Origin of the sequence: Virgibacillus proomii, assembly GCF_018916875.1 — a bacterium.
Taxonomy (GTDB): domain Bacteria; phylum Bacillota; class Bacilli; order Bacillales; family Amphibacillaceae; genus Virgibacillus; species Virgibacillus proomii_B.
Genome location: NZ_JAHLNO010000001.1, coordinates 49481 through 70481, shown reverse-complemented (window position 1 = coordinate 70481; position 21001 = coordinate 49481). Strand labels below are relative to the sequence as shown.

The 21001-nt window shown below is 37.0% G+C and carries 18 protein-coding genes and 1 pseudogene; 5 read left to right on the top strand and 14 right to left on the bottom strand.

Translation table 11 applies throughout. From position 1 onward, the window contains the following. The first annotated feature begins 274 nt into the window (after window positions 1–274). Genes KQI21_RS00360 through KQI21_RS00345 form a run of 4 tightly spaced genes read left to right on the top strand, consistent with a single transcriptional unit; the run spans window position 275 to window position 4369 of the window. A complete protein-coding gene (locus KQI21_RS00360) occupies window positions 275–1018 on the top strand; it encodes a glycerophosphodiester phosphodiesterase (protein WP_216482035.1) in 744 nt (247 codons plus the stop codon). Window positions 1019–1032: 14 nt separating this feature from the next. Beyond that, window positions 1033–2049, top strand: coding sequence for an NADPH dehydrogenase NamA (gene namA / locus KQI21_RS00355; RefSeq protein WP_216482034.1), 1017 nt, complete (start codon window positions 1033–1035; stop codon window positions 2047–2049). A gap of 16 nt (window positions 2050–2065) precedes the next feature. Continuing rightward, window positions 2066–2983 (top strand): ribonuclease Z, encoded by a 918-nt coding sequence (gene rnz, locus KQI21_RS00350; protein WP_216482033.1) that lies wholly within the window; start codon window positions 2066–2068, stop codon window positions 2981–2983. Between the two features lie 15 nt (window positions 2984–2998). Then, the gene (locus KQI21_RS00345; RefSeq protein ID WP_373687611.1) at window positions 2999–4369 is read left to right on the top strand and encodes an aldehyde dehydrogenase; all 1371 of its coding nucleotides are present in this window, start codon (window positions 2999–3001) and stop codon (window positions 4367–4369) included. 312 nt (window positions 4370–4681) lie between these two features. Here the strand turns inward: KQI21_RS00345 and KQI21_RS00340 are convergent, their stop codons facing one another. The 4 genes and pseudogenes from KQI21_RS00340 to mce all read right to left on the bottom strand — a co-directional run bounded on the left by KQI21_RS00340 (window position 4682) and on the right by mce (window position 9217). Continuing rightward, entirely contained in the window at window positions 4682–5932 is a 1251-nt protein-coding gene (locus tag KQI21_RS00340; RefSeq protein ID WP_216482032.1) for a DNA polymerase IV, read from the bottom strand. Window positions 5933–6113: 181 nt separating this feature from the next. Next, a complete protein-coding gene (locus tag KQI21_RS00335; protein ID WP_216482031.1) occupies window positions 6114–7232 on the bottom strand; it encodes a M20/M25/M40 family metallo-hydrolase in 1119 nt (372 codons plus the stop codon). 31 nt (window positions 7233–7263) lie between these two features. Then, a pseudogene (locus KQI21_RS00330) lies at window positions 7264–8788 on the bottom strand (acyl-CoA carboxylase subunit beta). Continuing rightward, window positions 8789–9217 (bottom strand): methylmalonyl-CoA epimerase, encoded by a 429-nt coding sequence (mce, locus tag KQI21_RS00325; RefSeq protein WP_253291219.1) that lies wholly within the window; start codon window positions 9215–9217, stop codon window positions 8789–8791. A 731-nt stretch (window positions 9218–9948) separates the two neighbouring features. Between mce and prli42 the strand changes: the two genes are divergently transcribed. Beyond that, window positions 9949–10056, top strand: coding sequence for a stressosome-associated protein Prli42 (gene prli42 / locus KQI21_RS00320; RefSeq protein WP_077320748.1), 108 nt, complete (start codon window positions 9949–9951; stop codon window positions 10054–10056). A 147-nt stretch (window positions 10057–10203) separates the two neighbouring features. On the opposite strand, the gene KQI21_RS00315 is transcribed toward prli42, so the two are convergent. From KQI21_RS00315 to yqiS, 10 genes are all read right to left on the bottom strand, one after another. Next, window positions 10204–11181, bottom strand: coding sequence for an aromatic acid exporter family protein (locus tag KQI21_RS00315; RefSeq protein ID WP_216482030.1), 978 nt, complete (start codon window positions 11179–11181; stop codon window positions 10204–10206). A 297-nt stretch (window positions 11182–11478) separates the two neighbouring features. Then, complete coding sequence (locus tag KQI21_RS00310; protein ID WP_216482029.1) at window positions 11479–11910, bottom strand: BrxA/BrxB family bacilliredoxin; 432 nt, start codon at window positions 11908–11910, stop codon at window positions 11479–11481. Window positions 11911–12012: 102 nt separating this feature from the next. Next, window positions 12013–13278 (bottom strand): dihydrolipoamide acetyltransferase family protein, encoded by a 1266-nt coding sequence (locus KQI21_RS00305; protein ID WP_216482028.1) that lies wholly within the window; start codon window positions 13276–13278, stop codon window positions 12013–12015. Window positions 13279–13297: 19 nt separating this feature from the next. Beyond that, on the bottom strand, window positions 13298–14281 hold the full coding sequence (locus KQI21_RS00300; RefSeq protein WP_216482027.1) for an alpha-ketoacid dehydrogenase subunit beta: 984 nt from the start codon (window positions 14279–14281) through the stop codon (window positions 13298–13300). Between the two features lie 15 nt (window positions 14282–14296). Next, window positions 14297–15289, bottom strand: coding sequence for a thiamine pyrophosphate-dependent dehydrogenase E1 component subunit alpha (locus KQI21_RS00295; RefSeq protein WP_216482026.1), 993 nt, complete (start codon window positions 15287–15289; stop codon window positions 14297–14299). 51 nt (window positions 15290–15340) lie between these two features. Next, window positions 15341–15772 carry a hypothetical protein gene (locus KQI21_RS00290; protein ID WP_216482025.1) on the bottom strand — a complete coding sequence of 144 codons (432 nt, stop codon included), beginning with the start codon at window positions 15770–15772 and terminating at the stop codon, window positions 15341–15343. A 102-nt stretch (window positions 15773–15874) separates the two neighbouring features. Beyond that, window positions 15875–17299, bottom strand: coding sequence for a dihydrolipoyl dehydrogenase (gene lpdA, locus KQI21_RS00285; RefSeq protein ID WP_216482024.1), 1425 nt, complete (start codon window positions 17297–17299; stop codon window positions 15875–15877). 6 nt (window positions 17300–17305) lie between these two features. Further along, window positions 17306–18403, bottom strand: coding sequence for a butyrate kinase (buk, locus tag KQI21_RS00280; protein ID WP_216482023.1), 1098 nt, complete (start codon window positions 18401–18403; stop codon window positions 17306–17308). A 537-nt stretch (window positions 18404–18940) separates the two neighbouring features. Next, window positions 18941–20035, bottom strand: coding sequence for a Leu/Phe/Val dehydrogenase (locus KQI21_RS00275; RefSeq protein WP_216482022.1), 1095 nt, complete (start codon window positions 20033–20035; stop codon window positions 18941–18943). 2 nt (window positions 20036–20037) lie between these two features. Beyond that, on the bottom strand, window positions 20038–20955 hold the full coding sequence (yqiS, locus tag KQI21_RS00270; RefSeq protein ID WP_216482021.1) for a phosphate butyryltransferase: 918 nt from the start codon (window positions 20953–20955) through the stop codon (window positions 20038–20040). Between the last annotated feature and the right edge of the window lie 46 nt (window positions 20956–21001).

Genomic DNA, 21001 nt, shown 5'->3' with positions numbered 1-21001 from the left:
ACCAACGTTGTATAATATCCTCATTATTACATCATACTTAGCTTTCGTTTGTCATTGATTCACCAAATCGTCCTCTTACGAATAAACTACTGTCAATAGAGAGACATTGACTTTTCAATCATTTTCCAACACAATAAGTAAAACAGTTTCTATACTATTTTTTATACAGGAGCTGTCATTTTCTACTTATTTTTCTCAGTTTTATTATCCTAATATAATGGTAAACAGAAGGAAGAAGCATCTCTCTTCTTATTTTTTACGAAGAGGTGAAAAAATGAAACCGAAAATTTACGCACATCGTGGAGCGAGCAACTATGCACCTGAAAATACGATGCCAGCATTTCAATTGGCATATAATATGAAAACAGACGGCATTGAAACGGACGTGCAATTGACGAAAGACAATGTTCCAGTCCTTATTCATGACGAGCATGTTAACCGAACAACAAACAGTATCGGCTATATCAGAGATTTGACGTATCATGAACTAAAGCAACTTGATGCTGGCAGTTGGTTTTCACCAAAGTTCAAAGGAACGACGATTCCAACGTTAGAAGAATTATTGACATGGATAAAGGATAAGTCAATATATTTAAATATTGAACTGAAAAATAATAAAATAGACTATAAGTATATAGAAGCTATTGTTTATGAACAAATCAAAGCTTATCAGCTAATTAATCGTACGACAATTTCAACATTTAATCCAAACAGTGTTAAACGAATGGCTGCTCATACCAATTTTAGAGAACTAGCGTTATTAACTTCAAAAAGAATCCGCAACCCAATTCAATTTGTGAAAGAACTTGGAGCTAATGCCTTACATGTAAAATATAACCTGGTAAATCCATCTATGGTTACTTTAGCACAGCAACAACATGTAAAGTTGCGGATTTTCACTGTCAATCGGCCAGCTCGTATTATTCGTTCCATCAAATATGGAGTTGATGGTATTTTTACAGATGTTCCAGACGTAGCATTATACTATAAGCACCTCATGTTAGGTAAACAGCAATAGAAGGAGGAAGAACAATGGTTAAATTATTTTCACCAATTACTTTGAAAGGAATTACCTTAAAAAATCGCATTGTCATGTCACCGATGTGTATGTATTCTTGTCCTGATCAAGATGGAATGGTAACGCCTTTTCACAAAACTCATTATATATCACGTGCTGTTGGACAAGTGGGCTTAATTATGCTTGAAGCGACTGCTGTAGAACAAGCAGGGAGAATATCACCAGAGGACTTAGGAATTTGGGATGATAAACATATCGAGGGATTAAAACAACTCAATAAAAAAATTCAAAGCTATGGTGCTAAAACCGCCATTCAGCTTGCCCATGCTGGTAGAAAAGCAGAACTCCCTTCCACTATCTATGCTCCATCTGCTGTGAAATATGATGAACAATCCAAGCAGCCGAAAGAGATGACAGAAAATGAGATAAAAGCAACCGTTACAGCATTCAAACAGGCTGCTAAACGAGCTAGAGAGGCAAATTTTAATATAATTGAAATACACGCTGCTCACGGCTATCTCATTAATCAATTTTTATCACCATTAACGAATTTCCGAACAGATCAGTATGGTGGTACAAGGGAAAATCGATATCGCTTCTTACATGAAATTATTACCGCGATACATACCGTGTGGAAAGGGCCCTTATTTGTTCGCTTATCCACAGATGAATATGTAAGTGACGGTAATACATTAGAAGATATTCTTTATTTTTCTAAGCGTTTAAAAGCAGATGGAATTGATCTCATCGATTGTAGTTCTGGTGGAGTTGTACCAGTTAAAATAAACGTCTTTCCTGGTTATCAAGTCAAGCGTTGTGAAAAGATCAAACAAGAAGTAGATATCCATACTGGTGCAGTTGGGTTAATTACAAGCGGGAAACAAGCCGAAGAAATTTTACAAAATGATCGTGCTGATCTTGTATTTATTGGTCGTGCACTACTTAGAAATCCTTACTGGCCCAAAGCTGCTGCAGACGAACTAAACTATAACTTACAACCCCCAACGCAATATGAACGGGGATGGAAATAGCATTGGAGGAATTATATTGGAATTAATTTTCCTTGGAACAGGAGCCGGTGTTCCTTCCAAAGAGAGAAATGTTTCAGCTTTAGCGCTTTCCTTATTACAAGAACAAAACAGTATTTGGTTATTTGATTGTGGGGAAGGAACACAGCACCAAATCCTTCACAGTTCAATTAAGCCAAGAAAAGTTAATAAGATCTTTATTACACATATGCATGGCGATCATATATATGGATTACCCGGTTTTCTTAGCAGTCGTTCCTTTCAAGGAGGAACAACACCTTTAACCATCTATGGACCAAAAGAATTAAAACAGTTTGTAGAAACGAATTTACAGCTTAGTGAAACACATCTGACTTACCCCATATCCATTGTGGAGGTAGCTGATAAAATGGTACTAAAATTAGATCGTTTTACCGTTTATGTCGAATTATTGGATCATGGCGTACCAAGCTTTGGTTATCGGATTGTAGAGAAAGATAAACCAGGGGAATTACTCGTTGATAAACTAAAATCACTTGGTATTAAGCCAGGTCCCATCTACCAACAAATTAAAGAAAATGAAACAGTTACCATTCCAAGTAAAGGTATCATTTACCGTAAAGACGTCGTTGGGCCGCCAAAACAGGGGAAGATCATTACCATTATTGGAGATACGAGGTATTCACCACGCTTTGTTTCGCTAGCGAAAAATGCTGATGTTCTGGTTCATGAGGCAACCTTTCGTCATGATAAAGAAACGCTTGCACACCAATATTTTCATTCAACGACTTTGCAAGCGGCTAGGTTAGCGTTAGAAAGTAATTGTAAACAGCTTATTTTGACGCATATTTCGTCTCGCTATCAACAGGAAGAAAATGATCAGCTTTTACAAGAAGCCACTGCGATATTTCCTAAGACAAAGCTGGCCTATGATTTTTCCAAGTTTACGATTCATTAAGGAGGAGGGCTTTCATTGACAGATATTCCAACAATTGTTTCGAACCAAAGGACTTTTTTCCTAAATGGAAATACAATGGACTATACCGTTCGGAAACAACAATTGCAAAAATTAAAAAACTTGTTAAAAGATAATGAAACAGCTATTTACCAAGCCTTAAAAGCAGATCTGAACAAATCAAAACATGAGACATTTACAACAGAATTAGGCTTTCTATTAACGGAAATTGATTATACATTAAAACATTTACGAGGTTGGATGGAGCCAATTAAAGTATCTGCTCCAATAACCCATAAAGGATCAAAAAATTATATTATGAAAGAGCCATATGGAGTTTGTTTAATTATTGCACCGTGGAATTATCCCTTGCAATTAGCACTTGCTCCTGCTATTGGCGCATTAGCTGCCGGTAATTGTGCAATTATAAAACCTTCTGAATATGCAAAGGAAACATCTGCTTTGATCACGAAATTAATTGTAGAAAATTTTGATCCCTCCTTCTTAACTGTCGTAGAGGGTGAAAAAGAGACCGTACAAAAGTTGTTAGAGCAACGTTTTGATTATATCTTTTTTACCGGAAGTACAAATACCGGTAAAATCATTATGAATGCGGCAAGTAAGTATTTAACACCAGTAACCCTTGAATTAGGTGGAAAGAGCCCGGTAATTGTAGATAAGGATGCGAATATTCCCTTAGCTGCTAAACGTATCGTATGGGGAAAATTTACCAATGCTGGTCAAACTTGTGTAGCGCCCGATTATTTATATGTCCATGAAAAAGTAAAATTTAAATTAATTAAAGCAATGAAAAAGTATATTCGTAATTTTTATGGAAGAAACCCAATAACGAATAAGAATTATACTCGTATCATTAATGAAAAACATTTTCAGCGCTTGACAAAGTTTCTAGATAATGGATCGGTATTACACGGAGGAGAAGCAAATCCTTTAACACTGAAAATAGAACCAACCATTTTAGATAAAATAACATGGGAAGATCCTGTCATGCAGGAAGAAATATTTGGTCCGATTCTCCCGATTTTGACATTTCGTGAAATTGATGAAGCTGTCAGTGTTATCCGAACGAAGGAAAAACCATTGGCATTATATTATTTTGGAGAGAATGGAAATACTCAGCAACAAATAATGCAATATTTATCTTTTGGAGGAGGAAGTATTAATGATACACTTCTTCATCTAGCGAATCCTCACCTACCTTTTGGTGGTGTCGGAGCTAGTGGAATGGGAAATTATCATGGGAAATTTAGCTTTGATACATTTTCTCATAAGAAAAGTATTATGAAACAGTCAACGAAATTTGATATCCCGTTTCGTTACCCTGGTAGTAAACTGTCTGAAGCAATTTTAAAAAAGATAATAAAATAAGTCATTTTCATCCCTCCTCGATAAGTAAAGCGTAAGAGAGGTTCGATTAGCTTATTAAGAGGATCTCCAGATGGTTCTGCGCTTATTATATTAGAAAAACTTGGCTTGTCGCCAAGTCTTTATGGCGAAAGCTGTAGTTTTTCTTATACTATAAACCATAAAATTTAATACTTTCCTATAGTGTAAAAAAAGCATTTCTCATGTGATCCGTTATTTGTACTTAAAACATAGTGGCTCTATATCTCTTGTTTCCCTATCATTTTACAATTTATTCATGTTTAAAAAAAGCTAAGTCGCATCTCGGCTTAGCTTTTATAATTTATAATCATCTAAAAAATCCTTTTGGAAGCTCGTAGTTGGGCGATGATTATCTTTGTCTGAAACAGTGGTTTCTATATCAATAAATGGGTTCTTACCATATTTTTCAGCTAACTGATCCATTACTTCATACAATTTTTCTTTTTCCACTTCTTTCTCATACGTAAATAAATCAAGTTGTTGTGCTGCCTGATGTTTTTGTTGAAGATCTGTTACCGTGATTCCTAATAATCGAATCGGCTCCAAGTTCCAATGGTTTTCTAATAATTCGCTAGCTACTCGTAAAATATCTTCTTTCGTTTGGATATAAGAGCTTAGTTTTTTACTACGAGTAATTGTTTTTCGATCATGATAGCGAATCATTAATTGAACGCTTCTGCCAACCACTTTTTTTCGTTTCAACCGTTGATCTACTTTTGTTGCTAGATGTACTAGCAGTGTCTCAATTTCTTTATCGTCCTTCGTGTCATATGGTAATGTTTTAGAGTTGCCAATGCTTTTAAAATCATTGATGGCATTTGGGTCAACCGGGCTCATATCGATACCGTTCGCTCTCTGTTTTAAACGCTCGCCATTTATCCCTAGAATTTGCTTTAAGATATACGCATCCTTTTTTGCTAAATCGCCAATTGTATAAACACCCGCAGCCTCTAATTTCGTCGCCGTCTTCTCCCCTACTCCGTACATTTTATGAATCGGCAGAGGCCATAATACAGTTGGCACCTCACGCTTTCTTAAAATGGTTAATCCTTGAGGCTTTTCCATATCAGAAGCCATTTTAGCTAAAAATTTATTTGGTGCAATCCCGATACTGCATGGCAAATCCAAGTCATGTAAAATGCTTTTTTGCAGATTGTTTGCCAGTTCAATTGGATTTAACTTTGTTGCAACATCAGTTACATCAATATACCCTTCATCAATGGAAACTGGTTGAACAAGTGGTGTAATTTCGGCAAGCATTTGGAATAAGGCTTTAGAGGCAGCACGGTAACGGTCAAAGTTTGGATGCATCACGATTAATTCCGGACATAGCTTTTTAGCCTGCCATACATTCATCGTCGTTTTAACTCCTTTTTCCCGCGCTTCATAGCTGCTTGTAACGACAATCCCTTTTCTCTCCTCAGGGTTACCGGCTATTGCTAGTGGCTTTCCTTTTAGATCTGGATTATATGCCATTTCAACCGAAGCATAAAAGCAATTCATATCGACATGAAAAATAATCCGTCCTCGTTTAGGATGTGTCATTGGTATATCTCCCTTTATCCTATTTATTGATTCTACTTTATACTGTTAATCATTAAAAGGTCAACGGTTAAAACCAGTCACTGAAGAAGTTGTCAGTAAAAAGTCATACCTTTCACTTGGCCTATCAATAAAATTAAATGAATCCTTCTAAAGATTACTCCTTAGAAGGATTCATTTACATTTATTTTGCTGCCTCTTGAATGATCGCCGTAACAAGCTCTGTAACCTTTACCAAATCCTCTACTTTAATTCGTTCATTCGTTGTGTGAATCTCTTCATAGCCTACAGCTAAATTAACTGTTGGGATACCATATCCAGAAATTACATTGGCGTCACTTCCACCACCACTATGAAGTAATTTACTCTCCCTGCCAATCGCTTTAGCAGCCTTTCTAGCTACTTCAACAACCTTTTCCCCTGCTTCATGCTTAAAACTAGGATACATTACTTTAACCGTAACCTTAGCAGAGCCGCCAAATTCTTTTGCCGTTGTTTCAAAGGCTTCTTTCATTTTGGCTACTTGCGTCTCCATTTTTTCCGGAACGAGTGATCTAGCCTCCGCTAGAATTTCAACATGGTCTGCAACAATATTTGTCTGCTTTCCACCTTCAAAGCGACCAATATTAGCTGTTGTATCTTCATCAATTCTGCCTAATGGCATTTTAGCAATTGCTTTAGCAGCTAATGTTATGGCTGAAACCCCTTTTTCAGGTGCAACCCCTGCATGAGCTGTTTTTCCTTTGATAACTACATGGATCTTTGCTTGTGTAGGAGCGGCTACAATAATATCACCTACTTCTCCATTACTATCTATCGCATAACCGTAGCTTGCATGAAGTAACGACGGGTCTAATGCTTTTGCTCCCACTAGCCCAGATTCTTCACCAGCAGTTATAATGAACTGAATATCACCATGAGGTAAATTATTTTCATTTACTGTACGAATCGCCTCTAAAATTGCGGCCAGCCCCGCTTTATCATCAGCACCTAGTATCGTAGTTCCATCTGAAGTAATATATCCATCTTTTATATTTGGCTTAATATTTTTTCCTGGAACAACAGTATCCATATGTGAAGTAAAATAAATCGGTTCCACACCAGATTTATTTCCAACCCAATTACATATCAAGTTGCCAGCTTCATGCCCCGTAGTTTCTTTACTATTGTCTTCTACTACTACTAGCCCTAATTCTTGAAATTTTTGTTTTAAGATCTCTGCAATTTTAGCTTCATATCCTGTTTCCGAATCGATTTGAACTAATTCTAAAAACTCTTTCACAAGTCTTTTCTCATTAACCATGATGAGTATCCTCCTTTTTAAATATTTTTAGTCACAACGGAATGTTGCCATGTTTTTTTACTGGTTGTTCCTCCTGCTTATGGGCTAACATTTCTAAAGCATAAGCTATAGTCTTTCTCGTTTCCCTTGGATCAATAACGTCATCTACTAGTCCAAGTTGGGCCGCTTCATAAGGATTGGCAAAGCGCTCTATATATGTAGTTATTTTTTCCTTTAGGAATTGGACTGAATTCTTGCTTTTTTCTGCTTCCTTAGCGTATAAAATCGAGACTGCTCCTTCTGGACCCATTACTGCAATTTCTGCATTCGGCCATGTAAATACAAGATCAGCCCCAATCGCTTTACTATTTAAAGCCACATAAGCACCACCATAAGCTTTACGAAGAATGATGGTAATTTTTGCAACTGTTGCTTCCGCGTAAGCATATAACAGCTTAGCTCCATGCCTAATAATACCTTGATGCTCTTGATTTACCCCAGGCAAAAAGCCTGTAACATCCTCCAATGTCACAAGCGGAATTTGAAATGCATCACAAAAGCGTATAAATCGAGCAGCTTTATCACTGGCATCAATATCGAGACTGCCCGCTAAATATTTCGGTTGGTTGGCTATAATACCTACAATCCTTCCACAAATGCTGGCAAAACCAACTACAATATTTTTAGCAAAATGTGCATGAACTTCTAAAAAACTAGCTTGATCCGTAATCAAATAGATGATTTGCTTTACATCGTACGGCAACCTACAATCAAAAGGAACTACCTCTATTAAATCACTTTCTTTTGTAAAATCATAATGAAACGGTATAGGTTCTAATTTTTCTTGATGATTGGCAGGAAGATATATAAGCAAACGCCGGACTAGATCTAATGCCTCTGTTTCTGTACTTGCCAAAAAATGAGCATTTCCACTTTTACTATTATGAATCTCCGCTCCTCCAAGAGCTTCTTTATCTATTATCTCCCCGGTAACCTTTTCTATTATTTTGGGTCCTGTAATAAACATTTGCGCCGTTTTTTTCACCATAATGACAAAATCCGTCAATGCTGGTGAATATACTGCTCCACCAGCACTGGGACCTAAAATTACAGAAATCTGTGGAATCACCCCAGAACAATGGACAGTCTTCCGAAATATTTGTCCATATGCATCTAAAGCGGCCTCCCTCTTGGATTCTAGCCCCACCTGAATCGATTAAACTTATAAATGGAACTTTTGCCTTTACAGCTAAATCTAGTACGGAAGCTATTTTTTTACCATGGATTTCTCCTAATGTACCTCCATGAACCGAAAAATCATGTGCCATAATATAAACCGGCTTGCCATTGATTTTCCCGTATCCGGTTACTACTCCATCACCATTTGTTGGAGCAGTACGTTTCTTCATGAATGGATTTAGTTCGATAAACGTCTCTTTATCTAAGAGATACGCCAGACGTTCTCTTGCAGTTAATTTTCCTTTGTCTCGCTGTTTATTTAATTTTTCTTCCCCGCCTCCTTGTTTTACCTTTCGCCGTTTTTCATAAAGCTCACTTATTTTATCATACATATCCATCTATATTTTCCTGCCTTCACAAAGTTCAAATAGCACACCGTTTGTTACTTTTGGATGAATAAATGCTACCATTTTTTCTTTAGCACCATATCGAGGCTCTTCATCAATAAAGGGCAGTCCAGCTTGGTTTAATTGAATAATTCGCTCCGAAAGACTTTCCACTTCTAAGGCAATATGATGGATTCCTTCTCCATGCTTTTCGATAAATTGATAAATAGTTGAAGTAGTAGTTGTAGGCAGTAGTAATTCTAAATAACTGTTACCAACAGATAAAAAAGCAATTAATACTTGCTCTTTCTCCAGTATCTCCAACTGTTCAACCTGTAATCCCAGAACTTGTATATAAAAAGGCAATGTTTCCTCCATGTTACGAACAGCAATACCAATATGTGCTACATGTTTTATGAAAGACTCATGCTTTACTTCCAAATTTATTCCTCCTTTAAAAAGGTTAGAAAAACTTGGCTTGTCGCCAAGTCTTTAGCGAAAAGCTACAGTTTTTCTTATACTATAAACCTTAAAATTTTATATTTTCCTATAGTGTAAAAAATACTCCTTATATGTGTGTTGTAAAAATCGCAATATTCTTGATAAAGGAAAACACTTTTTTTCTACGTGTGGTGTGGCGTTGTCGAATGTTTTTCTCATCCTGTGATCTGGCAATTAGCCGTCCTTTCTCCCATAATGTTCTCAAGGCTGTTTAAAAGAACAAAAGCTAGAATACAAATGCTCCCAGATAACTCCTTATAAAAAATACATCCAAATGCAGAAACATATCGTTTCCTAAGGTACGAGAAAAATACGGTATCTTACATTCTTAGTGTATTCTTTCTTATAGTAAGGAATTCATTATGTCATTTTTAATGAACTTTTATGTATATCCTCTTATATTAAAGGTATTTAGTTAATCATTGAAACAGACCAAACATCTCTGTTATTTTTTGAAAATACATGGAAGACCTTGTCCAATTTGTAGATTCACGGTAAAATAAGATGAAACTTCCGTCAGTGACTCTGAACAAAAAGTATACACATAAACATCCTAATTCGTCTAATGCAGATTTAATCATCAAACCGTTTTTACCATAATCTAACTTTACCAAGGTCTTAGAAATAAATAGATATGTAAATTGCCGTTTAAGAAACAAAGGAGGATTAAAATGGCAAAAAAATCTAAACGCCAACGCAGAAATAAAATAATTGTCTTTATTATGATTATTGCTATGCTTTTATCCACTTTCACAGCAGCCTTAGCAATGTTCATCTAATGTCAAAAGTCCATCAGGAAGAAGCTCCGTAAAAACAAACAAATGATGTCATTACATTTATTTTGAAACAATAAAATCCCCAACTTCTGTTATTACCTGACAGAAGATGGGGATAAATGCTAATATATTGGAAAACCCTCATACAACTTAAATTTCAACTTGTTTTGCTTTTCTTTTAACATCACTTTCTTTATATTTTAATTTTAAAATTAAATATTCCTCTATATCATGGAGCAGTCTAAATAAATTTGCTCTTGTTTCAAATTCTGCTTTTGTACATGGCAAATCCTCTTGATCAAACTCTTCTCTTAATTTTTCTAATTTTTCCAAACGAATAATTGCTGTATTCTCTGGATGTACAGCATTTGATAATTCTTCAAAAAAAGAAGCTATTTTTTCTGAAATGGTGTACTTTTCCGGAAGTTTTGTAACAAGAGGCAGCATTCGTTGTAATAATTCAAATTGTCGTTCTCGCATCTTGAAATAATCACGATATATATGCTTATCTCGCAATAGATGGTTTTCCTTATCACGTTCTACTAAATCATTTGCTTCTTCAAGTATTTTTTGAATCCTGGTAATTTCCTTTCCATCCCAATCGATATTTTTATTTCTTACATATAATGCAATTTCATACAATACTACTTGAAAATTTTTTTCAAGCTCTTCTTGTTTTTCTTTTAACTTTCTGTCTAAACTAGGCATGTATAAATTTAATAAGAGTCCTGTTCCAATACCAATAATGATGAGTAGAAACTGATCCATTAAAAACTTAACATCTAAGTACCCTGCCCCGTATAAGTTCAAAATAATAACAGAACTCGTAGCGATACCTTGGGTGATTTTTAATAATACGGTTACTGGTATAAAAATAACCAGCAATAAGCCTAGAATGATCGGATTATAGCCGATAAAATGAAAGAAAACAATCGAAAAGATCGATGCAATAATACAAGCCAAAAACCGATTCCAAGCACTTAAAAAGGATTTTTTTCGTGAAGGCTGAATACATAAAATCGTTAAAATACCAGCAGACACAAAGTTAGTAACACCTAATAACTGCGCAAGCCAAATCGCAATCGGTGTTCCTATAGCGGTTTTAATTGTTCGATAACCTATTTTCACATATCATTCTCCTTCTAGAGCTTCTTAAAAAGAGTGATAAGATTGCTATACATAGTGATTAATATCATGTATTTTTTTGCATGCTTCGAAGATATCACTGCTTCTATGGAACAATTTAGAAAACCTAACTGTAGCAAAGTCAAGACTGCATGGTCTAACTGAACGTTGATCATTTACAATTTTTAACTGCATGTCTTAACTTTAGTACAAAAGTTTGATGCTTTCTTAACATATAAAAATTAGGCTGACCCACGTTAAACCATAGAGCCAGCCCTTCTTTTTTATTTCTCATTTCTATTATACTTCTTTACAATGACCATCGAAAATTTTCTGTAACTTTCCGATTACATCGACAGGGCTATGCCCCTCAATATCATGGCGCTCTATCATTGTTACGATCTTACCATCTTTTAAAAAGGCGAAAGAAGGAGAAGAAGGTGGATATCCTTCAAAAAATTCTCTTGCCCTTTCTGTTGCCTCTTTATCTTGACCAGCAAATACTGTAACTAAATGATCAGGACGCTTATCATAGTGAATAGCGTTGGCTGCAGCAGGTCTCGCAATTCCACCAGCACAACCACAAACAGAGTTAACCATTACTAATGTCGTTCCCTTACGAGAAAGCGCCTCATCAACAGCTTCTGGTGTTGTAAGTTCTTCATAGCCAGCTTCACGTATGTCTTCACGTGCTGCATTAACAACATCATTCATAAATATGTTAAAATCCATTAAAAATCAAACCCCTTATATAAATATATAGTTCTTCTGCTTGTTGTTAGAATAACAGGATTAAGTCAACATTTCAATTAAATAAAATCTCTAACATTTTCCTTAATAAATATTAACTGTTTCTTCGTTCATATTTTCTAATAGTTCTTTAACTCGTGCTAGAAATTGACCACATACTAAACCGTCTAAAACTCGATGATCTAAAGACAAACATAAATTAACCATATCTCTTGCAGCAAACATATCATTTATAATTACCGGGCGCTTAACAATTGACTCAACTTGTAAAATGGCAGCCTGAGGATGATTAATTACTCCCATTGAATGAATGGAACCAAATGAACCTGTATTATTTACAGTAAATGTTCCTCCTTTCATATCGTCAGCTGTTAATTTTCCAGAACGTGTTTTGACAGCAAGCTCTTGAATCGCTTTAGCAATACCTTTAATGCTTTTATCATCTGCATGATGAATAACGGGAACAAATAACTCCTGTTCTTTTGCTACTGCGATCGATACATTGATATCTTTTCGTTGAATAATTTTGTCCTCTCTCCATGTGCTATTCAATTGCGGGAACTCTTTTAGAGCTTGTGCTACTGCTTTTACAAAAAAGGCGAAAAATGTTAATCCATAACCTTCTTTTTGCTTAAAGGAATTCTTTATATTATTTCGTAACCTGACCAAATCTGTAACATCTACTTCTACTGTCATCCAAGCATGCGGTATTTCCTGTTTCGAACGAACCATATTTTGTGCTATTGCTTTACGTACTCCTGTTACAGGGATTTCCACGTCGCCAGAATAAGCAGTTGGCTGCTGCCTAGTAGTTGGTTCACTTATGGCAGAATTTGCTTTCGATGTCGCTGATACCGACACGCTTTCACTAGTTGACTGATTTTTCCCTTTAGCGATAAGTTTTTCAAGATCTTTTCTCGTAATTCTTCCTGCTTTACCAGTTCCAGTAACATGTTCTAAGTCAATTTGATGCTCTTGTGCCATTTTCAAAACAGCTGGAGAATACCGTTTTTTCATCGATTGATCTTTTTCTAGCGTTGAATCGTTCTGCTCTTCTATTCCTTTTTCTTCAGCTTGTGAATTTTCAAGAGATGTTTGTTGATTACTTGTTTCCGTTTCGATATAACACATCAGCTCGCCAACAGCAATGGTATCCCCTTCTTGAGCCACTAATTCCTTAATTGTTCCTGTATACGAAGAAGGAACTTCAGCATTCACTTTATCTGTCATGACCTCGGCAATCGGATCGTATTTATTAATTTTATCCCCTGCTTTTACAAGCCAAGAAGTAATCGTCCCTTCTGTTACACTTTCCCCTAATTGTGGCATATTGATTTTTTCTACAACCATGTTTTTCCCTCCTCATAAGTTAAAATTCAGCAAGTTCTCGCATTGCTTTTTCAACTTTATCTGGATTAATCATAAAGAATTTTTCCATTGTCGGTGCATATGGCATGGAAGGAATATCAGGACCTGCCAAACGTCGAATAGGGGCGTCTAAATCAAATAAACAATGCTCGGCTATAATCGCTGCTACTTCTCCGATGATACTTCCTTCTTTATTATCTTCTGTTATTAATAAAATCTTTCCAGTCTTTTTAGCGGCTTCAATAATTGCTTCTTTATCTAGTGGATAAACCGTTCTTAAGTCTAAAATATGAGCTTCAATACCTTCTTCAGCAAGTTTTTCAGCGGCTTGTAAGGCAAAATGTACGCACAATCCATACGTAATGACCGTAATATCCGTACCTTCCCGTTTTACATCTGCTTTACCAATTGGTAGCACATAATCTTCTTCTGGAACTTCTCCTTTTAGTAAACGGTACGCACGTTTATGTTCAAAGAATAAGACAGGATCATTATCACGAATCGCCGCTTTTAATAAACCTTTTACATCATACGGCGTAGATGGCATCACGATTTTTAAGCCTGGTTGATTGGCAAATACTGCTTCTACCGATTGCGAATGATAAAGCGCTCCATGTACTCCCCCACCATACGGGGCACGAATCGTCATCGGTACGTTCCAATCGTTATTTGAGCGGTATCGTATTTTAGCAGCTTCAGAAATGATCTGGTTTACTGCTGGCATAATAAAATCAGCAAATTGTATTTCCGCCACAGGTCGCAATCCATACATTGCTGCACCAATACCAACCCCAACAATGGCTGATTCAGCTAATGGGGTGTCCAATACACGAGCCTCGTTAAACGTTTCATATAAACCGTCGGTAGCTCGAAATACACCGCCTTTTTTCCCAACATCTTCTCCTAAAATAAACACATTTTCATCTCGTTGCATTTCTTCTTTTAAAGCAGTTGTGATTGCTTGTATATAGGACATAACTGGCATGATTCTTTTCCCTCCCTACTCTTCATATACATGCTTTAACGCATCCTCTGGTTGTGCATAAGGAGCATTTTCAGCGTAATCTGTCGCTTGATTAACTTCTTGAATAATTTCATCATTGATTTGCTTTTCGATGGTTTCTGTCAGTATCCCTGTATCTTTTAAGTATTTATTAAAGGTAATCATAGAATCATTTTTCCGAGCCTCATCGATCTCATCGCTTTTCCGATAAAGTCGATCATCATCATCACTGGAGTGCGCCGTTAAGCGATAGGTTATTGCTTCTATCAATGTTGGACCATCTCCATTTAATGCTCGTTCTCGCGCTTCCTTTACAGCTTTATATACAGCTAATGGATCATTTCCGTCTACTGTTATACCAGGCATACCATAAGACTTAGCGCGGTCAGCAACGGTTTTACTGGCAATTTGTTTTTCAATAGGAACTGAAATAGCATATTTATTATTCTCAACCATTGTAATTACCGGCAATTTATGCACACCTGCAAAATTCAATCCTTCATGGAAGTCTCCTTGATTGGAGGATCCTTCACCTAAGGTAACAAAGGAAACTATAGGATCATTTTTCATTTTAGCAGCTAGTGCTACACCCACTGCATGGGGTAGTTGCGTAGTAACCGGGGATGACCCAGTTAAAATCTGATTTTTCTTTTGCCCAAAATGACCAGGCATCTGTCTTCCGCCGGAATTAGGATCTTCAGCTTTGGCAAACCCTGATAGCATTAACTCTGTTGACGTCATGCCGAATGCTAACACAACGCCCATATCTCGATAGTAAGGAGCTACATAATCCTTTTTTCGATCAAGAGCAAAAGCTGCTCCAACTTGTGCTGCTTCTTGTCCTTGACAAGAAATAACAAACGGTATTTTCCCCGCTCGATTTAGTAACCACATTCTTTCGTCGATTTTTCTTGCCAATAGCATGATTCGATATATTTCTAATACTTGCTCATCTGTAAGTCCTAAATCACGATGGCGTTTTGTTGTCATTATGTTCCCTCCTTAATTAAATAAAGTGATACTTTATTCAGTAATGGTTTTCTACTTGAAAAGCAGATCAAAGGCTAAGTTCGCAGGTGCCCTTGAAAAACCGCGATGTATCACTGCCGTAGTTTTCCCTATCCTTGAAAAAGAAGTACACTTTTTCTGCGTACGATGTATCGCTGTCGAAGTTTTTTCTTGTCCTTGAAAAAGAAGAACGCTTTTTCTGCGTGCGATGTATCGCTGTCGAAGTTTTTTCTTGTCCTTGAAAAAGAAGTACGCTTTTTCTGCGTACGATGTATCGCTGTCGAAGTTTTTTCTTGTCCTTGAAAAAGAAGAACGCTTTTTCTGCGTGCGATGTATCGCTGTCGAAGTTTTTTCTTGTCCTGTCCCCCGAACGAATCGGGAATTTAGGCCGTTATCTCTTGAAAAATATTTATTCTTTTGTGCGTTCTGAGCAGAAGCAAACCACCTAGAAAATTTAACTATCATATATCTCGAATGTAAGGTGCCGTAGACTTCCACTTCACGAATTATAAAAAATACGAAGAAGGTTTAAGAGCAGTTGTACAAAAGAATTAATATTTCCCCAAATTAACCGTGGATTTGCTTTCCATCAACGGCAAGCGCTGCTTCTCCAACTATCTCAGTAAGCGTCGGATGTGGGTGAATCGTATGGGCAATCTCCCAAGGCGTAGCATCTAATACTTTGGCTAAAACCGCTTCTGAAATCATATCCGTTACATGTGGACCTACCATGTGAACTCCTAATAAATCATCGGTTGCTTTATCAGCTATGATCTTTACAAATCCATCTGTTTCTCCATAGACAAGCGCCTTTCCAACAGCTTGAAACGGAAATTTACCAATTTTCAAGGAATATCCTTGCTCTTTTGCCTGCTTCTCGGTTAATCCAACTCGTGCTACCTCTGGATTGGAATAAATACAAGCTGGAACATGATCATAATTAATTGTCATCGGATCTTGATCGGCCATATGTTCTACAGCAATAATTCCTTCATGTGAAGCCACGTGTGCTAACTGCATACCACCGATTACATCACCAATTGCGTATATATGCGATTCCTTCGTTTGATAATATTGGTTAGTCTGAATTACTCCGCTTTCCACGATGATATCCGTATTTTCCAACCCAATATTAGTTGTATTTGCTTTTCGTCCGACCGAAAGCAGTATTTTCTCTGCTTGAAACTCCTGCCTATCACCATTTACCTCTGCTTGTACAGTTACACTTCCGCCATCTAATTGTACCGTATCTGAAAGCACCTGTGCCTGTTTCACAAAATTAATTCCCTTCTTTTTGAGTAACCTCTCCACCTCTTTTGCAACTGCATCATCCTCAGTAGGTAAAATCTGTTCTGCATATTCGATAACTGTTACATCGACTTCAAAATCAGATAGCATGGAGGCCCATTCAATCCCGATGACACCTCCGCCAACAATAATGATTGATTTTGGCAGTTCTGTTAATTGCAGCGCATCATCTGACGTAATGATTCTATTATGATCCATTTTTAAACCTGGTAATGTATTAGGCGTAGAACCAGTCGCAATTAAAACATTTTTAGGAATAAGCATCGTATTTTCTTCGCCATTTGTATATTCTACAGAAATCGTACCCGGTATAGGAGAAAAGATACTTGGCCCTAATATTCGCCCAAATCCTTTAAAAACGTCAATTTTTCCTTTATTCATTAAAGAATTGATACCTTGATAAAGCTTATCAACCACTTGTTGTTTTCTAGCTTGTGCTTGTGAAAAGTTTAATGATACAGCTTCCATATCGATACCGTATGTATGCGCAGATTTTGCCTGTCTATATACTTCAGCACTACGCAGTAATGCTTTAGATGGAATGCAACCGCGATGTAAACAAGTACCACCTAACTTTTCTTTTTCTACAACAGCTACTTTCATTCCTAACTGCGATGCTCGGATTGCAGCTACATAGCCGCCGGTTCCACCACCAAGTATGACTAAATCATAATCCTCTGCCAAACTCTTTCACTCCTTTATCTCATTTTTACTATGATAAACTTTCGGTGTTTCTTCCCCTCGCAAAACACGAAGAACGCCTTCGTTTAATGCTTGTAATTCATCTTCACCAGGATAAACAATAGTGTCAGCTATCCAATCAACACGGCTGATAATTAAATCGGTAAATGATTTTCCATGAGCAAGTCCTCCGGTTAGCACAATGGCATCTATATCACCTTTAAGAACAGCACTCATTGCTCCAATTTCTTTGGCAACTTGATATGCCATTGCTTCATAAACTTGCCTTGCGAATGTATCCCCACTTGCAATACGTCTTTCTACTTCCATTAAATCATTTGTTTGTAGATAACCCATTAGCCCGCCATTACCTACAATTTTGTTCATCACTTCTTCTGCATAATACTGTCCCGAAAAGCAAAGTGAAACGAGATCACCAACTGGAACAGTACCTGCTCGTTCAGGGGAAAACGGCCCTTCCCCATGCAACCCATTGTTCACATCAATGACTTTGCCCCGGCAATGGGCACCGATCGTAATCCCCCCACCCATATGAGTGACAATAAAATTCATCTCTTCATAGCTGCCATTTAACCTGCCAGCTACCTTCCTGGCTACTGCCTTCTGATTAAGTGCATGAAATATACTTTTTCTAGGTATTTCCGGTATGCCGGAGAAACGAGCAATGTCAGCCAGTTCATCGACAACAACCGGATCGACAATATAGGCAGAAATATTTAGCCCTTTTGCGATTTCATGAGCAAGAATCCCCCCTAAATTAGAGGCGTGATTACCATTATAGCCTGTTTGCAAATCTATTAACATACGTTCGTTTACTTCATAAGTTCCACCTTGTATCGGCCGAATTAATCCACCGCGAGCACAAACAACGTCTAGCTTTGAAATATTAATTCCTTCATGATCTAATTGATCAAGGATGACTTGCTTTCTAAACATCTTCTGATCATTGACGGTTGGAAACTGTTTTAATTCCTCCGCTTTATGGCGAATAATCTTTTCAAAAATACATATTTCATTATCAAAAACTCCAATTTTTGTAGATGTTGAACCAGGATTTATAATTAAGCTCCTAAAGTTTACCCGCAATAAACATCTCTCCGTTTCGCAGCATAAAAAGGGTTGGTTAGACGTTACTCCCTTTCTCCTGCTCTGGTAATAAAGTTATGATGATTTTGTCTAGGAATTTATCCGTTTCTACATAGTGGATAACTTTTTTAAAAGTAGCTTCGTCTAGCTTAAACGCCAAGCTATAGCAAACTTCGATCTCCTCAACATCGGTTCTTCCTGTCGCCGTATTTCTCTCAGACTTGAAAAATCTGCTTATTATTTTACAAATTTTATAAATGAAACGTCTCCTAAAAATTCCCGATTCGTTTGGATCGACAGGCAGAAAATGTTTTCCTTTTTAAGGGCAAGAAAGAACTTCATTGCCTATTTTTCAAGAATGTCTGCGAAAGTAGCCTTTGTTCTACTTCTTTCAAAGGAGAGAATTCCCTAATTAACGTTGCTAGATAAGCTCCTACGCTTTTGTTCCTCTAAGCCTTCGATAAAGTAATCCTTATCGAAGGCTTCCTTTTTTTAAAAAACGACCTATCAATTTCAATTCATATTTCAACAGTTGAATTAACGTCTACTTAAAATATGATGACCATTTAATAAAAACTGACTTTTTGAACGATATTCTGATTTAATTCTTTCTTCTGCCATCCGATCAGCCGCAAGATATGTAGGAATATCATCACGTTTAGAGATAGCAAAGATCTTTTGTAAGCTATCATAGATCGTTTCTACTTTTTTCAAAGCCCGCTTATGGTTATATCCATTTAACTCATCGGCAACATTAATCACTCCACCGGAATTAATAACATAATCAGGTGCATAAACAATTCCCTGTTCGTGAAGCATATCCCCATGTCTCGTTTCTTTCAATTGATTATTAGCTGATCCAGCAATAACTTTTGCTTTTAATTTAGGTATTGTTTCATCACTTATGGTAGCCCCTAAAGCACATGGAGCATAAATATCACATGCAACATCATAAATATCATCAGGATCTACGGCTTTTGCACCAAATGCCTCTACTGCACGTACTACAGCTTCCTGATTAATATCTGTTACAATTAATTGCGCTCCTTCTTTATGAAGATGTTCACACAATACATAAGCAACATTGCCGATTCCCTGAACAGCAATTACTCTACCCTCTAGTGAATCATCACCAAATGCTTCTTTCGCTGCCGCTTTCATTCCTTTATAAACCCCATAGCCTGTCACAGGTGATGGGTCACCTGAAGAGCCTGACTCTGGAGAAATACCAGTAACAAAATCGGTCTCCATATGTATTAGATCCATATCATGTACGGTTGTCCCAACATCCTCAGCTGTAATATAGCGTCCGTTTAACCCTTGAATATACCTACCAAAAGCTCGGAACATTTCTGGATTTTTATCCGTTTTTGGATCACCAATAATAACCGCTTTTCCTCCGCCTAAATTTAACCCAGCAGCTGCATTTTTATAAGTCATTCCTCTAGCAAGCCGCAATGCGTCTTCAAGCGCCGCTTCCTCAGAATCATATGTCCACATCCTCGTTCCGCCTAATGCAGGGCCTAAAGTTGTGTCATGAATGACAACAATTGCTTTTAGCCCAGAGTTCTTATCCTGACAAAAAACAACTTGCTCATAATCATATTCTTCCATATAACTAAATAATTCCATTATTATCCCCCATTTTTTGTTGTCATGATGGCTAAAGAGAGCGAATAAAGTTTACTTTCAGCAGAATCTGCCCGTGATGTTAAAATAATCGGCGCTTTTGCACCGCTAATAATGGCAGCTACCTTTGCCTTTGCGTAATAAACAAATGATTTATACAGTACATTTCCTGCTTCGATGGAAGAAGCAAGGAGTATGTCTGCCTGTCCGGCTACATCTGAAGATACCTGCTTTTGTTTAGCAGCTTTTACAGATACAGCATTATCAAATGCTAACGGACCGTCTACCAAACAACCTTGGATTTGCCCTCTCCGCTGCATTTGTGTTAACAAAGCGGCATCAACTGTAGACGGAATATCCGGGTTAACCATTTCTACAGGAGTAACGGCAGCAACTTTAGGTAATTCCAAACCTATACTATGAGCTACGTTAACCGCATTGTTTATAATTGCAACCTTTTGCTTTATATCTGGGCTAATATTCATCGCTGCATCGGTTAAAAACACAAGTTTTTTTTGATTTGGTACTTCAAATAAAGCTACATGAGATAAAATCTTTCCTGAGCGCAAACCGTATTCTTTATCGAGTACTGCTTGTAAAACATCCTTTGTAGGTATATACCCTTTCATTAAAATAGTTGCTTTATTCTCATGCAAAGCTAAGACAGCTGTTCTAGCAATATCAGCTTTCGTTTCGGCATGTTGAATAATAACTCGATCTCCCCATTTATGGAAAGCAAGAGCTACTTCTTTTGCGAGTTTTTTTATTTTCCCTTCATTGCCAATTAGTAAAAAGTCACACAGATCTTCTTCTAATCCCATTTTAACGGCTTGCAGTACGTCTTTATCTGCTGCATTTGCAACAGAAACAATTTGCTTTTGTCCTTCTTTTGCTTTTTCTTTTAGTTCTGCTAAACACTTCATTTTGCCCTCCTTGATACCTCCACTACTTATTTAAGCAAATAGTATG